This is a genomic window from Treponema primitia ZAS-1, from assembly GCF_000297095.1.
GTDB lineage: Bacteria > Spirochaetota > Spirochaetia > Treponematales > Breznakiellaceae > Termitinema > Termitinema primitia_A.
In genome coordinates this window covers 107,220-122,080 of sequence record NZ_AEEA01000050.1, presented here as the reverse complement: position 1 = coordinate 122,080, position 14,861 = coordinate 107,220, and the positions used below count along the sequence as shown (strand labels likewise).

The 14,861-nt window shown below is 56.3% G+C and carries 13 protein-coding genes; 8 read left to right on the top strand and 5 right to left on the bottom strand.

Annotation, left to right across the window (positions count from 1 at the left end):
- Window positions 1-7: 7 nt before the first annotated feature.
- The 3 genes from TPRIMZ1_RS0108765 to TPRIMZ1_RS0108755 all read right to left on the bottom strand — a co-directional run bounded on the left by TPRIMZ1_RS0108765 (window position 8) and on the right by TPRIMZ1_RS0108755 (window position 5,427).
- On the bottom strand, window positions 8-832 hold the full coding sequence (locus tag TPRIMZ1_RS0108765; protein ID WP_010257925.1) for a hypothetical protein: 825 nt from the start codon (window positions 830-832) through the stop codon (window positions 8-10).
- A gap of 65 nt (window positions 833-897) precedes the next feature.
- Entirely contained in the window at window positions 898-4,449 is a 3,552-nt protein-coding gene (locus TPRIMZ1_RS0108760) for a two-component regulator propeller domain-containing protein (protein WP_198429921.1), read from the bottom strand.
- A 111-nt stretch (window positions 4,450-4,560) separates the two neighbouring features.
- Window positions 4,561-5,427, bottom strand: a complete 867-nt coding sequence (locus TPRIMZ1_RS0108755) for a VIT1/CCC1 transporter family protein (protein ID WP_010257921.1) — start codon at window positions 5,425-5,427, stop codon at window positions 4,561-4,563.
- Between the two features lie 142 nt (window positions 5,428-5,569).
- Between TPRIMZ1_RS0108755 and TPRIMZ1_RS0108750 the strand changes: the two genes are divergently transcribed.
- From TPRIMZ1_RS0108750 to TPRIMZ1_RS0108715, 8 genes are read left to right on the top strand one after another with little or no spacing between them, the layout of a single operon-like run.
- Window positions 5,570-6,628, top strand: a complete 1,059-nt coding sequence (locus tag TPRIMZ1_RS0108750; protein ID WP_010257918.1) for an AAA family ATPase — start codon at window positions 5,570-5,572, stop codon at window positions 6,626-6,628.
- Window positions 6,585-7,520: a DUF58 domain-containing protein gene (locus TPRIMZ1_RS0108745; RefSeq protein WP_232616786.1), complete on the top strand. Its 936-nt coding sequence runs from the start codon at window positions 6,585-6,587 to the stop codon at window positions 7,518-7,520. The genes TPRIMZ1_RS0108750 and TPRIMZ1_RS0108745 overlap by 44 nt, the downstream gene beginning before the upstream one ends.
- On the top strand, window positions 7,517-8,434 hold the full coding sequence (locus TPRIMZ1_RS0108740) for a hypothetical protein (protein WP_010257912.1): 918 nt from the start codon (window positions 7,517-7,519) through the stop codon (window positions 8,432-8,434). The genes TPRIMZ1_RS0108745 and TPRIMZ1_RS0108740 overlap by 4 nt, the downstream gene beginning before the upstream one ends.
- Window positions 8,431-9,432: a vWA domain-containing protein gene (locus tag TPRIMZ1_RS0108735; protein WP_010257908.1), complete on the top strand. Its 1,002-nt coding sequence runs from the start codon at window positions 8,431-8,433 to the stop codon at window positions 9,430-9,432. Before TPRIMZ1_RS0108740 ends, TPRIMZ1_RS0108735 begins: the two co-directional genes overlap by 4 nt.
- The gene (locus tag TPRIMZ1_RS0108730) at window positions 9,429-10,469 is read left to right on the top strand and encodes a vWA domain-containing protein (RefSeq protein WP_010257905.1); all 1,041 of its coding nucleotides are present in this window, start codon (window positions 9,429-9,431) and stop codon (window positions 10,467-10,469) included. The genes TPRIMZ1_RS0108735 and TPRIMZ1_RS0108730 overlap by 4 nt, the downstream gene beginning before the upstream one ends.
- Window positions 10,462-11,121, top strand: a complete 660-nt coding sequence (locus TPRIMZ1_RS0108725) for a hypothetical protein (protein ID WP_010257900.1) — start codon at window positions 10,462-10,464, stop codon at window positions 11,119-11,121. The genes TPRIMZ1_RS0108730 and TPRIMZ1_RS0108725 overlap by 8 nt, the downstream gene beginning before the upstream one ends.
- Window positions 11,067-12,527, top strand: coding sequence for an SH3 domain-containing protein (locus TPRIMZ1_RS0108720; protein ID WP_232616785.1), 1,461 nt, complete (start codon window positions 11,067-11,069; stop codon window positions 12,525-12,527). The genes TPRIMZ1_RS0108725 and TPRIMZ1_RS0108720 overlap by 55 nt, the downstream gene beginning before the upstream one ends.
- 10 nt (window positions 12,528-12,537) lie before the next feature.
- On the top strand, window positions 12,538-13,026 hold the full coding sequence (locus TPRIMZ1_RS0108715) for a Smr/MutS family protein (protein ID WP_010257894.1): 489 nt from the start codon (window positions 12,538-12,540) through the stop codon (window positions 13,024-13,026).
- A gap of 5 nt (window positions 13,027-13,031) precedes the next feature.
- Here the strand turns inward: TPRIMZ1_RS0108715 and infA are convergent, their stop codons facing one another.
- Window positions 13,032-13,256, bottom strand: a complete 225-nt coding sequence (gene infA / locus TPRIMZ1_RS0108710) for a translation initiation factor IF-1 (protein WP_010257891.1) — start codon at window positions 13,254-13,256, stop codon at window positions 13,032-13,034.
- A gap of 80 nt (window positions 13,257-13,336) precedes the next feature.
- Window positions 13,337-14,680, bottom strand: coding sequence for a magnesium transporter (gene mgtE / locus TPRIMZ1_RS0108705; RefSeq protein WP_010257888.1), 1,344 nt, complete (start codon window positions 14,678-14,680; stop codon window positions 13,337-13,339).
- Between the last annotated feature and the right edge of the window lie 181 nt (window positions 14,681-14,861).

Genomic DNA, 14,861 nt, shown 5'->3' with positions numbered 1-14,861 from the left:
ACATACCTCAGCGGGCGGTGTACCACAGCGGAACTATCCCGGTCAATTCGGCGCCCTCATAGATTACCACCGTAATTAATCCGTATAGCCCCTGGGCCGGAACAAAACACCGGTTAAACGTAACAGACTGACCCGGGGGTAGCGATGCCCTCTGCCCCAGGGAGGGCAGATCCAAGGCGCCGGAAATTTGGTTCACCCCGTTCAGGTACACCGCCGCCCGGACCGGTTTATCGCTCCGGCTTTGGACCGTTACGGAAAATTCTTCACCGGACCTCAGGGCAACCATATCCCGGCCGTCCTGACGCCGGATTGGGATGGGCTGGTTACCGGAGCCCTTCAGTTCCGGGAAAAAAGAAGCGGTATCCCCATGGGGTTCCCCCAAGAGGGCCAGGAGATCCCGGTCTTTCATAAAACGCCGTCCCGCGCTGTTTCGTAGCCCCGGTAAAAACAGGGCAATATCCGCAGCCCCGGCGCTGTTTTCAAGGTGGATATAGTCCGCCGGTCCCCGGGGCCGGGATGCACCGCCGCTGCGGCTCAGGGAAGCGTTCCTTTTTTCCAAAAGGGTCTGTAAACGAAAATCAATGTATAGAAAGAGGGCGCCCGAAGCCAAGCTGATCTCCTGCTTCCCCAGAACTTCATTTTCCAGGATGGGTGGGGTATAACCTGCGGCGCCAAGGTTTCCGATAAATTCATCCAATAAAAGTATTAATTGTACATCAAAGGAAGCGGCGCTTTCCTGGGCTTGGATAAGGGAGCTCCCGGGATAGAAGCTTAACAGGAAGAGTAGGAGGAAAAGGGGTGCTTTTTTTCCGGCAGTGGCTAGTTCATGCAAAAATTACTCCTCCTTTTTACAATTTTAATAGAGGAAATGTAGGCTTTTTTCATAAAAAATACAAGCTATGACGATTCCGTATCCAAAGAAGCGGCTTCGTCGATAAGCTTATCCCGCAATTCCTGCCGGGTACTTATCCCCAGCTTGCCAAATATTTTAGTCGCGTTGTTCCGCAGGGTCTGGTGCTGTATCCCCAGCTTTTCTGCGAAGGATTTATAGGGGGCGTTACCCATGAGCAGTATGTACTCCACAATGTCCTGTTCCTTAGGAGAAAGGTTTTTCTTTTTATAGATCCCCAGGCGGATCTCCTTACCCGGAAGCTTCCTCACCGTTCCGCCCGGATCGGCGGAGCCATCGATTAGTTCCTTTATTTCCCGGACCACCGTAGCGGCGGAAGCCCGGTTACGGCTCAGGACATTTTTTATCCGCGCCCGAAGCTCGTCAACCACAAAGGGTTTGGCAACATAATCCGCGGCGCCCTGCTCAAGGGCCGCAACAATTTCCTCCGGACTTACGGGGACCGCTAAAAAGACAACAGGGATATTGCGCGTCCGGGGATGCTCCTGTATCTTTTTCAGAAGATCATACCCGCTTCCATCGGACAGGGTTTTGTCCAGAAGAATGATATCCGGGTTTGATTCTTCCAGGTACAGGTACGCCTCCTGCACCGATGCTGTTTTGATAATATTAAAATCGCCGGAAAATCCCGAGTCCAGGGTTTCCACAAATTTCAGATCCCCCTGGACCACGAGGATCAGGGGCTTTTCCTTATCCGGATTCTTTTCAGAAGAATTTTCCGATTCCACTTCCGCTCCGGCATCATTAGGAGTCTCCGGCTGGGATACGGAAAGAATAGTATGAAGCTCTTCTTTAAATTCGTTAATGGAATTAACGGTGCTGTTCCAGCGGTTTTGGGAATCCATCCGTTCTTCCAAAGGGAGCCTTTTAATCAACTCGTATATCGAATTCTTTACTATCGAAAGGGGATTAAACACCCGCTCGGAGATATGGGAAATTAAATCCAGTTTCATCCGGTTTAGGCGCAGTAACTGTTTCTGCCGGTACAGAAGCAGGGCCGTCCCCAGGATGGCGATAAACATTGCCGCATAAACTACCCAAGCAAGCGGCCGTTTCCAGAAAACCGCCTGGACATAGAGGGGCAGCGTCAGGGTATGGAGGGAAGGGTCAAAGCTATTCCACGGGGAACGGGCACGAAGGTGGATGGTGTGTTTACCCCCGGCCATATCACCCAGGGTAAGAGTATTCCGGCTGCCCAGGGGTATCCAGCTATTTTCAGCAGTAGAAAAACTATAGTCATACTGGACATCACCGGGGTGTTCATAGTCCAGCAGGGCAAAACTGATTTCCGCCGGTCCCCTGCCCCAGGGAATAAAGAGGGGCTTTTCTCCCCGCCAGGCCGCAGGGGGCAGGAGCCTGCCCCGGAGATGTACCGCACTAATACTAAAGGGAAAGGCCGCGGGGTTGAAAATGCTCTGTTCCGGATCGAAAAAAACAATATCCCTGCGTCCTAAAAAAATGAATTTCCCCGTTCCTGTTTGTCTTCCTCCCCACTGGAGAAAATAATCCCCCTCCAAATCCTCTCCCAACGAAAGGGGGGTCAGCTCCCCTGAAGGCCGGTTCAACAGGGCCGGCCCCTTCCGGGTCAGTACCCACAGGCGGTTTTTCCGGTCCTCCAGAACCGAATAGACAATGGTATCCGGCAGCCCCTGTCCCGGACCATACCGGACCGGCGGTGTTCCTTCCGAAATAGCGATCAGACCGCCGCCGTAGGTCCCGGCCCAGAGGATCCCGCCCGTATCCCGGAACAGGCTGAGTACCGGCCCGTCGTTTTCCGCGCTGAGCCGCACCAGTTCCCCCGACGCGGAATCGTACCGAAAGGCCCCGGCTTCGGCGGCGATAAGGAGGCCGCCGGATGCATCGGGACCTATGTCCCAGACCAGGACGCCGGGGACGGGGCAGCGTTGTAAGCGGTCCGCGGCGTCGTCATAAAAAAACAGGGAAGATCCGGTACGGAACCAGACCCTGCCGCTTGTATCTTCAAGCGCCGATCCCAGGGTCATGTCATAGGGGGCGGTATAAAAAACAAACTCCCCCGGTTCGGCGGACCGGCCCACCTGCAAGCGGTACAGGCCCTCAATCCCCGCGCTTACCCAGAGCTCCCCGGAACGGGAACAGAAAAACTGTTCCGCCGGGCCATGTTCCAGGGAATAGAAATACTGCTCTCCCCGGGAAGGATTAAAACGTATAACCCCCCGGCGCATACCGGCCCACAGGGTATCTCCCCCGTCTCCCGGAACCATTTCCAGGCCGTATATGCCGCCCTCCAGAACCCGGCGGAACAGGCCCGCGCCGGAGTCAAGGCGGTACAGCCCCTGACTGGTCCCCGCCCAAAGGGAACCGCCGGTGTCCCGTACTAAGGCGGCTACCCGGAACTGCGAAAAATCCGCCGGCCCTTCAAATCCATAGGGGACCGGTTCTTTCCCCGGGAAAATATGGTAAACCTTTGCTTCCCCCGTATACACCCAAAGCCCTGTTTCGTCCTCCAGGTACCGGAGGGTTTCCAGTATTTCCGCGTCTTCCCCCAATGAATGGGGAAGAATAGTAACATATTCATTTTTACGCCGAAGTTTTACCAGGGAAGTGTCCCAGCCTCCCAGCCAGATAGTGTCCTGGGCGTCCCGAAAAAGGGTATACAGGGAATGGTTCGGCAGAATTTCCAGCGGGCTGATGGTCCGATCCTGAAAACGGTATTCATAGAGGGCGGAACTACCGCCGATAGTCCCGGTACCGCGGGAAGCTTCGCCGGAAGTACAGGCAATAAGCAGGGTTTCGTCTAAAAGCAGCAGATCCCCCACGGGCGCCAAAACGGTACAGAGCAGATCCGCCCCGTACTCCCTAATGGCGTACACCCGGTCCGGCCCCGTATCCCCGCTTCCGGTAACGGCAATAATCGTGGCGCCCCGGCTCCGTATGTGCCGGATCCCCTGGGGAATGACTCCCCCCATGGCGCGGAAGGATCCCCCTTCCATCCGGAATATCTGCCCTTCCCAGCTGCCCGCCAGGAGCATACCCCCGGAATCCTGCGCTATAGCCCCGGCGTGCCCGCCCCCGGGCAGGGAAAGCTCCTCAAAGGAAGCTCCCCCTTTCCGGTATAAACCAGCGTCGGTTAAAACCCACAATCCTGTGGTACTTCCAACAATATCCAGGATTACCTGATCCGCAAACACCTCATCCCGAAAGGAGTCTGTTTCAAAGCTCAGGGGATCAAAACGGTGAAGCCCCCGGTTTGTGCCGATCCACAGAAAACCCTGATCGTCCTCCGCCCAGGCGGTAAATTTGGCGTCCTGAAAGGAAAAGCGGGGATCGGCGCCGGGGTGATAATTAAATTGAAGGAAGGAACGGCCGTCATACCGGTAAAGCCCATTCGCGGTGAGTATCCAGAGAAAGCCCTGTCGGTCCTGGCGGATCTTATAAATATCCCGGCTGGCAAGGGAGCGGGTATCCGGTACCGGCGAAGCGTACCATTCATCCCCAAAAAGGGGCGTCAGGGCAAGAAGAATCAGGCAGGGGGTAAGACGGATCAAACGGCGGATCATAGACATACCTTCATAGAAATAGAATATATGCCCTTTCTGCAATAGTACAATCCTGGTCTATGGGTACTTTTTTGTACTTTTTAAAGGGAAAGCAAAATAGTCGTGGGAATACTACCCATCTACTCCCAGGATATTCTTCAGAACCCAGCCCACGCCGAAAGAAAGGGCCGCCACCGCAAGGCTGATAAGGGTCATCTCCCCAAAGCGCCGTTTAAAGTCCAGGTCTTTGGCGGTGGCCAGGTAGTAATTAAAAAGAAAAATGATAAACACCCCAGCGGCCAGGGTTATTCCCAGGGCGGCATATTTATTCGGGATAAGCAGGAAGGGGAGAATCAGGAGCATCACCGTGATGATATAGGCGGTCCCGGTATAGAGGGCGGATTTCATTGCCCGGGGGTCATTATCGGCCTTGCAGGAAAGGTATTCCGAGGCGGCCATGGAAAAGGCGGCGGATATCCCGGTTACCAGAGCGGCCATGCTTATGGTACGGGTTTCCCCCAGGGCCAGGGTGAACCCCGCCAGGGCGCCGGTCAGTTCCACCAGGGCATCGTTCAGCCCCAGCACGATGGAGCCGGCGTATTGCAGCCGTTCTTCGTTCAGCATGGACAGCAGTTCCCGTTCATGCTCCGCCTCTTCAAGGCTTATGGCCAAAACCTCGGGAAACTGTTCCGTCAGGGCCAGGTAGCTTTTAGAGGCGGTGCCCTCTTTTTTTTCCATTTGTTTAAGGGTAAAGGAAAGCCCCAGAATCCGGGCGGTGATGACGGTGGTAAAAACCTTAAACCGGTCCGGCTTTACCTGCACGCCGGTCCTGGACTGCCAAAAGGCGGCGTGTGTTTTTTCCGCCTCCCCAACCTTCCGGAGCACCCCGGCGTTATGGGTGTCCTTACAGATCTTTGCCAGTTGGGTATACACATGATATTCGGTCATTTCTTCACGCTGGATCGCCAGAGCGATGGCGCGAACCTCTTCCGCTTCCACTACTTTACTATTATGTATTATACGGCAATATTCAACTGCGGAAAGAGACAGATAATAGGTTTAGCAATAGACCGGTGCCTCATCCCTGGTATTATTCGCCTTGCATATTGCCCCAGCGAACACCGCAGAGTACAATAGGATCATGGCTCAACTTAATTTGGATGTATCGGATACGGAAGCCCTGTTGGCCGGGGCGCAGAAATTGTTGGATTCCTGCCGGGAGGAACTGGCCAAGCGGGTTATCGGACAGCGGGAGATGATCGACGGTCTCCTCATGGCCCTGATTGCCCGGGGACATATCCTGCTGGAAGGAGTGCCGGGGCTTGCAAAGACCCTGGCGGTGAAGAGCCTGGCGGAAATTACCGGCCTGGACTTTAAACGGATCCAGTTTACTCCGGATTTGCTCCCCGCGGATGTGACCGGGACCCTGGTGTGGGAACAGGCTACGGGAAAGTTTTCCGTACGCCGTGGGCCGGTCTTTGCCAATGTGATCCTGGCGGACGAGATTAACCGGGCCCCCGCCAAGGTACAGTCCGCCCTGCTGGAGGCCATGGAGGAGCATCAGGTTACCATCGGAGAGGAGAGCTACCCCCTGCCGGATCCCTTCTTCGTCCTGGCCACCCAGAACCCCATTGAACATGAGGGGACCTATACCCTGCCCGAAGCGGAACTGGACCGGTTCCTCCTCAAACTGCTGGTACGGTACCCAAGCCCGGAGGAGGAACTCCGTATTCTGAACCCCCATAATTCCTATGTCCCAACCCTGAAGCCGATCCTCGGACCTTCCCAACTGGAGAGCCTCCGGACTGCCGCGGAGGCGATCCGCATTGACGATAAGATAGGGGAATACATTGTTTCGGTGGTTTCGGCCACCAGGCCATCCGCAGCAAAGCCGGCAAGCGCCAGATCCCGCGGAGGATCGCGGCCTGCGGAAGGCGCCGGCAGCGGAAGGGCCGGGCGGGAGGGGCTGTACCGGTATATCTCCTTCGGCGCTTCCCCCCGGGCTTCCATCGCCCTGTACCGCTGCTGCCGTATCCTGGCCCTCTTCAACGGCCGCCTCTTCGTTACCCCCGAGGATGTAAAAACTGCGGCCCTGCCGGTACTGCGGCACCGTATTGTCCTTTCCTACGAAGCTGAAGCGGACGGGCTGGACCCGGATGCGGTGGTTTCCCGTATCCTGGCCTTTGTTCCGGTACCCTGAGACTGTGGACCGCTACGAGCTTCTTCGAAAAATCGCCACATTTCCCCTGGTTGCCCGGGGTCTTGCGGAGGATCTGCTCTCCGGGGACTTCCGCTCGGTTTTTAAGGGCCAGGGGATAGAATTCGATGAAGTCCGCCACTATGAACCGGGGGATGATGTACGTTCCATCGACTGGAACGTGAGCGCCCGGTTCGGAACCCCCTATGTTAAGATGTACCGGGAAGAACGGGAACTGACGGTTTGTCTGGTCCTGGATGAATCGGCGTCCATGTTCGCCGCGGATATGCGCCGTCGGGATCAGGCTATTCTGGCGGCGGCCCTGGTTGCCTTTTCCGCAGAACGGGCGGGACAAAGGATCGGCGCAGTATGCTTCGACCAGGAAATTACCCGGGTTTTTAGCCCCCGTAAGGGGCGATCCCATATCATGAGCATCATCAGCGGGCTCCTTTCAACGGCGAGCGGCGAAGTTTTCCGCACAAGCGACGGGGGAAAGGGAAGCAACCTGGGGCTTGCCCTGGCAGGAACCGGCCGGCTCCTCAAGCGGCGCAGCCTGGTGGTGATCCTTTCGGATTTTCTCTGCATTAACTGGGAACAAGAGCTGGGTTACCTCTGCGCTAAACACGATGTGATAGCCATAGGGATCACCGACCCCCTGGACAAGGAGATCCCCAACCTGGGACTCCTCACCATGGGGGACCCTGAAACCGGGACGGTACTCCATGCTCCCACGGGCTTTTCCTCCTTCCGTTCCGCCTGGGCCGAATGGCATAGTGATCGGACCAAGCTGTGGAAATCCCTCTGCCACCGCTGCGGCGCCTCCTACGTGGAGCTTTCCACCGCCGAAGACGCCCCTGCGGTGCTGACCCGGTTCTTTGGGGAGCGCAGATCATGAGGCGGTTCCTCCTCCTTATCTGGCTTGTCCTGCCGGTTTTTCCGGGTTTTTCCCAGGATCACCCCTCGGGCATTTCCGGAGATAACACCCCCTACATAATTCCCCAGACGATTTTTGTGGGCGATAAGGGGCGGCTGGTGTTTCCCCTTGGTTCCGCCTTTGCGGGAACCGAAGGCGCCGTGATCCAGGGCGCCGGTCTGCCCCGGTCCAACGAGCTGGTAATCAACCGGGTGGAACTGGAACGCCGGGGAACCGCTGTCCGGCTCCTGGTCGATTTCCAAGCCTATGTTCCGGGGCTCATATTACTGCCCCCCATAGAAATCGCCTCCCATACCTTTACGGGCCTTGAGGTTAATATCAGTTCCATCCTTTCGGTGGAACAGCGGGGGATGGTCCTTTCGGGACCCGCGGAGCCCTTAACTGCCCCGGGTACCGCGGTGATGATCTACGGAACCATCCTGGGGATCATCCTCCTGCTCCTTGCCCTGACCCTGGGCGGATTCTGGGGGAAAACCAGGCTGGGCAATTTTGCGGAACGGCTCAGGCGGCGGCAGGTTATCCGCGCCATGGGGAAAAGTCTACGACGGCTGCGGAACACCGAAGCGGGTAAGGAGGGGGAAACCCTGGAAGCCCTTTCGGGGGAATTCCGCAGCTTCCTGGGGATACTTACGGGAACCAATTGCCGGGCCATGGTTCCCCGGGAATTGCTCGCCCTCCCCGCTCTGGGAACCGCCGACGGCCTTTCCCCCGCCGCGATTTCGGATCTCTTCCGTCGCTGCGATACTCTCCGGTTCAGCGGGGAAAGCATTGAGCGGGAACTGGTGTCCGGCCTTCTTGACGAATTTAAGGAACTCACCGGTCTTCTGGAGACCGCCGAAAAAGAACACTATTCTAAACCGGGAGGCGCCGAATGAATATCGGTTTTGAACGGCCCCTGCTCCTGTTTGCGGGCGCAGTAATAGTGTTTCTGTGCTTTGTCATCTCCCGTTTTTTAAAAGGCGCCTTTACCCTGGTAATCCCCCTGGGCCCCCCCGGAGGGAGCCCCTTCAAGCCTCCCTTCAACGTGGAATTTCTGGTACGGGCCATCCGCGTTCTGGACCTGGCGGGGGTTTTCGCCCTTTTTCTCGCCGCCGCCGGTCCTGCCTTTATCAGCACAGAATTGGTGTGGCTTAACCGGGGGGCGGATATTCTCTTTGTGGTGGATATAAGCCCCAGCATGGCGGGGATCGACATGAACGGCCGCAACCGCTTCGACGCCGCCCGGGATCTGGTCCGGGACTTTGCCGCACAGCGGCCCTCGGACGCCATAGGGCTGGTGGCCGTGGGGAACGATGCAAGCCTCCTGGTGCCCCCCACGATTGATCGGGGCGCCCTGTTTTCCCGGCTCGATTCCCTGCGTATAGGCGAGTTGGGGGACGGTACCGCCCTGGGGATGGGCCTGGGGATTGCGGCGCTGCACATACGGAATTCCGCAGCCCCGCGCCGGGCGGTGGCGCTGATCACCGACGGGGAAAACAACGCCGGGGCGATTCACCCGGAGACTGCGGCGGCGGCCATTCAGAATGCAGGAGCCTCCCTCTGGGTTATCGGAGTGGGCGGCGGCGGGGAAGTTCCCATTGACTATGTGGATCCGGTTACCAGGATACGCCGTACCGGCACCTTCGATTCCCGGTTTAATTCCGAAAGTCTTAGATCCATTGCCCAAAGCGGGGGCGGTCAGTATATTTCCGCCCCTTCGGCGGAGGCCTTCTCCCTGGCATTTTCCCGCATCGACGAGGGGGAGATGATTATACGCCGTTCCGGTACGATAAACCGGACCCGGAGTTTCCGTATCCCCCTGATGATTACCGCCCTGGCTCTGATCTGCGCCGCCCGGTTTATCCGGCGGTATATACTGGGGGCCTTCCTGTGAGCTTCGATAATCCCAGGGTACTGCTTGCCCTCTTTTTGCTGATCCCCGCAGGTTTTTTGGCCTTCCTCCACTACCGTAAACGCCGCGCAGTTTTAAACTTCCTTTCCCGGGATTCCGGGGATAAGCTCGTTTCGAACCTGCACTTCCGTTACCTTGTTTCCACCGCAGCTTTTACCCTGTTCCTGGCCTGTGTAATCATCGCCCTGGCGGAACCCCGTGGCGGTACCCGGCTGGTGAGCGAAACCCGCCGGGGGGTGGACGTGGTCTTTGCCATCGATCTGTCCCGCAGCATGGATGTACGGGACATCAGCCCCGGCGGTCCATCGCGGCTCAGCCGGGCCGCGTCGCTGGTGGTAGAACTGGTAAACAATCCCTGGTTTACCAGCCGGAATTTAGGCGCCGGCGCCTCGGGGGTCCGGTTCGGAGCAGCCATAGGCAAGGGCAAGGGGGTACTAGCCCTCCCCCTCACCGAAGATACCGAGGCGATCCGGGCCTTTTTGTCGAGCCTCTCCGGTTCCGCCATTACCGGCAGGGGAACCAACCTGGAATCGCTCATCGACGCTGCCGCCGGAGCTTTTCAGGACGCCTTCCCCAGCCGGCGCAGGATCATACTCTTATCGGACGGAGAATCCCTGGGGGGCTCCCTGGGTGACGCCCTGGACAGAGCCGCAGATGCGGATATCACCCTTATCACCGTGGGACTCGGTTCCGGAGAGGGCGGCGCGGTTCCCCTGGGAAACGCTGCCATGCTGGGGGAGGACGGGCATCCGGTGATCAGCTATTTACAGGATGAAGTCCTCAGAAATGCTGCGGAGCGTACCGGGGGTATCTATGTGGATGGAAACCGGAGTAACGCTGCGGCCCAGTTGGCGAATTATCTGGCGTCCCTGGCCGCCCCGGGCAGCTTGGGTTCCGGAACTACCGTAAAGGGATTTCGCCGGGAAACCAGGGATCTGGGGTATATCTTTGTCATCGCCGCCCTTATCTTTCTGGGCATTTCGAAAATTATGGAGAAGGGGAGGCGAAAACATGGTTGAACCCCTACCCCCCCAAAAAAATCATCCGGTTTACCCGGCGGGGCTCCTTTGCCTGTTTGCATTACTGTTCCTGTTAGGCGCCTCCTGTTCCATGTCCTTAGGGAGCCAGATTTCGGGGAAGCTCCTGCTTCTGCGGGGCAACTTCTTTAATGCCCAGAGCATGTATACCGAGGCAATCCTCGCCTACCTGGAAGCCCTGGAATTTGCCGAAACCGCGCCCTATGCCGAATACGGCCTGGGTTTGGTGTACCTTTCCCTGGACGAAGGCGCCGCAGCCCTCCAGCACTTTGCCGCCGCCGAAGAAGGTCTGACGGATCTGATGCGGGAGGATCACCGGGAGCTGATCTACCGGATCTACTACAACAGGGGGGTGGTCCGTTTCCATGCCGGCGATTTTGCCGCCGCGGTGGATCAATTCCGGACCGCCTTGGAAACCGATGGCAGCCGCATTGAGGCGAAACGGAACCTGGAGCTAAGCCTCCTTTCCCTGTCCCATCAAAACTCCAATGCATCATCTTCTCTCTCTTTGAATCTTCAGGAACAGCAAAAGAACCCTCAGGTTCTTTTTGATTATATTCGCCGGAAGGAGCAAGACCAATGGAAAAGCCGGGAATGGGCCGAGGACACCGATACTGCAGGACCGGATTACTAGTTCTGATCCCGCTTATTGTCCCCCTATTTTTCTCACCCCGTCTCTTTGGACAGTCCGGAGAAGAACCGGTGGTGTTGGTGGAAAGCTTCCCGGAACGCCCGGTCCTCGACGGTTCCTGGCGAATTTCTATCCTGGTGGATCATCCGGTCCCTGAGGATGTGACGGTCATCCCGCCGGATCTGCCCTCATCCCTCACCTTTGCCCAGTCCCGGAAAGAAACCCGGCTCATTAGGACTTCCCCCGAAGAGGGAACCCGCTGGACTCTGGTAGAATTTTTGTTTGTTCCCCAGAGAACGGGGACCATAAGCTTGGGGGCCTTTGAGGTAAGTGTCCGGGGGTTCAGAACCACTACCAGGAAGCTGCAGACCTATGTGATAGCCCAGGAAGGGATGAAGGAGGAATACCACCCCCGCCTGGCCTGGGATACCCTTCCAGCCGCTCTGACCATAGGAGAGGACGCGGAATTAATCCTCCGCATCCTCGGCGGGGATCCGGGAAAGGCCCTTCGCCCGGCGCCGTTCCGCGGTACCGCTCCGGCGGAGGCGCTTCTGGAGGAACTGCCCCTGACAAAGGAAGATCTGGACCAGGGCCGGGTACTGCGGCTCCGTTTGATCCCCCTGGAAGGAACCAGGGTTTCCATCGAGCCCTTCACCCTTCATTTTGATACCCTTACCCTGGATGCCCCGGCCATCTCGATACGGCTGAACCCGGCTGCTCCCCGCAAGGAACCGGTTCCCGGTAACGCCGTTCCCCCGGTTCCGGAACCATTACCCGAAGCAGTCCCGCCCCAAAAACCCGCGCCGGCCTTTCCCGAAATCCGGGAGGAACCGTTTCCCCCTTTTCGCCGGGCCTACGAAGAAACACTAAAGGCGGCCCGGAAGTTTTGGAGCATGGCCCTCTATGCCGAAGCTCTGGGAGAACTTCGGCGGGGGGAACGGGACCTCTTAGGGGGCCCAAATCTGGTCTCGACGCGCCGGGCAGCGGAACAGTCCCTTGGACTTTCCACGACCGAGGATGAAAAATGGCGCCCCCGGAATTTCTTTTTGCTATTGATCATCCTTAGTTTTTGTTTATTGATACTGGCCATATGGCTGCCAAAAAAGAGCGTAACTTCCCTGTTTCTCCGGGGTTATAAAGTTGTTATTTTACTTTTGATCGGTATTTTGGGACTTGGTATTGCCGGCCTCGCGTCTTCCCGTGGGGGTACGGGAAAAACCTTACAGGAAAGTGCGGTGCTCCGTGCCTGTGCGGCTTATCGCGTGCCGGATAGCCAGGGGGCGATCAGCGCCCGTTGGCTGGAAGGCCAGCCGGTACGGGTCCGCGCCGCCTCAAAGCCCTGGGCCTATGCGGAAAGTGCCGATGGAGACGCCGGGTGGGTGCGTCAGGATAATCTTGTTTTTTACTAAAGGCTGAATAATGGATTTTGGGGATATTCTGAATCAATGGGATCGTGAAACCGCGAAACCTGCGGGCAAAAAAGCGGTCAAGCAGCGGTCTGAGGAAGATCCCGCGGCCGCCGGATCAGAGCGGGTTGATCCCCTCACCGCCTGGCTGCGGGTATACGGCGTGGACGATAAGGATGCCGAAACAGCCAAGGCCACGGTTTCCCCCGGGGAACGCCGCCGCAGGCTCCTGGCCAAAAAACCGGACGCCACAATCGACCTCCACGGCCTCACCCGTGATGAAGCATGGCTTGCCCTGGACAACTTTTTTAACGTCAGCCGACAGCAAGCATTGGAAAAACTCCTCATCGTCCATGGAAAGGGAAATCATTCCGAAGGGGAAGCGGTATTAAAGCGCTCCGTCCGGGATTTTATCGAACGCTGTCCCTTTGCCGGAGAAAGCGGTCAAAGCCCGGCCATCGAAGGGGGAAGCGGGTCTACCTGGGTTATTTTGAAGGGGTAATGGTTTTAGCGCTCGCGGTAGATGATCCGACCGCGGCTTAAATCGTAGGGGGATAGGGCAATCCGTACCCGGTCGCCGGGGACAATACGGATGTAATGTTTACGCATCTTTCCGGAAAGATGGGCCAGTATAAGGTGTCCGTTCTGATTGTCAAGTTCTACCCTGAACATGGTATTGGGAAGGGCTTCCCGGACAACCCCTTCGACCTCTATCGCTTCTTCTTTCGCCACATAAACTCCTTGGCTTTTAAAAGTAACATACTTTCCGAGTATACTACCACAGATTACAGAAATAGTCAATTAAACGCAAATCATAGCTTGAACATCATTTTGGCGATGACAAAGTAGATCCACAATGAAGCGCCGTCAACAATGGTAGTGATAAGGGGCGCCGCCATGATCGCCGGATCTACCTTTAACTTCTTGGCCACCATGGGCAGGAAACAGCCGAGGCTCTTTGCTATCATAAGGGTAAGCATCAAGCTAAGGGTTACGGTCACGGCCAAAAGGCTATTTTTCCCGTTGGTCAGATAAATACGGATAAAGTTAATAAACCCCAGGATGAAACCGCAGAGAAAACCGATACGGATCTCCCTCCAGAGTACCACCGCAATATCTTTGAACCCGACTTCCCCAAGGGCCATACCGCGGATTATCAGGGTGGAGCTTTGGCTTCCCGCATTGCCCCCGGTATCCATGAGCATGGGGATAAAGGCGATAAGAACCGGGAGAACCGCCAGGGCATCTTCAAAGCTCGCAATGATCCCGCCGGTTATGGTAGCGGAGAGCATTAAAAAGAGAAGCCACACAATACGGTTACGGACCTGGGTAAAAACACCGGTTTTCAGGTAAGGCTCCTCCGAAGGCTTGAGGGCGCCCATTTTTTCAAAATCCTCGGTGTTTTCCTCTTCGATAATCTGTACCACATCGTCAACGGTGATAATCCCCACCAGACGGTTTTCGTTGTCCACCACGGGCATTGCCAGGAGGCCGTATTTTTTAAACTGCTGGGTGATCAATTCCTGGTCATCCGTGGTATGGGCGGACACAAATGTGGCGTCCATTATATCACCAATTCTGTCGCCCGGTTTTGACAGCATCAGTGTTTTTGCGGACACCACCCCCACAAGTAATCTGTCCCGGCGTATTACATAACAGGTGTAAATAGTTTCTTTGTTTATTCCGTTTTTCCGTATTTCGTCAAAGGCCTCATTAACCGTGGCGTCCTCGCTTAGATCCACGTACTCGGTGGTCATAATGCTGCCCGCAGAATCCTCGGGGTACTTCAGCATTTGGTTGATGATCTTTCTTTTTTCATTCTGAGTATTCTGGAGAACCCGCTTTACCACATCGGCGGGCATTTCTTCAATCAGGTCTACCGCATCGTCCACAAAGAGCTTATTCATAATGTCCCTGACTTCGTTATCAGAAAGGGCTTCTATGAGCATCTGCTGTTCGTCGGGATCGATGTAGGAAAACACCTCGGAGGCAATGCTTTTGGGCAAAAGCCGGAAGATCCGCAGGTCCGTTTCTTTATTTTCGTCCTTAAAGATATCCGCGATATTCACCACATTCATCTCTGAAAAAGCTGAATGCAGTTCCGCCACCCTCATGGGGCTTTCGTTGAGGAGTTCTAAAATTGCTTCTTTTTCCATAATAGGTTCCCTTTGGTCCTATGGCTTCCGCCACTATGCCGTAAAAGAAACCCGAAGGTTATGTTTTTAGCAGGGCAGGGCCATAAGCCGAAAATTGTTTGGACTTTGTCTATGGCGGCTGCTACTGCCGCCGTCCGAATCGGACATTATGACCTCCTGAATGGTAGATTTTCTTGGTTCC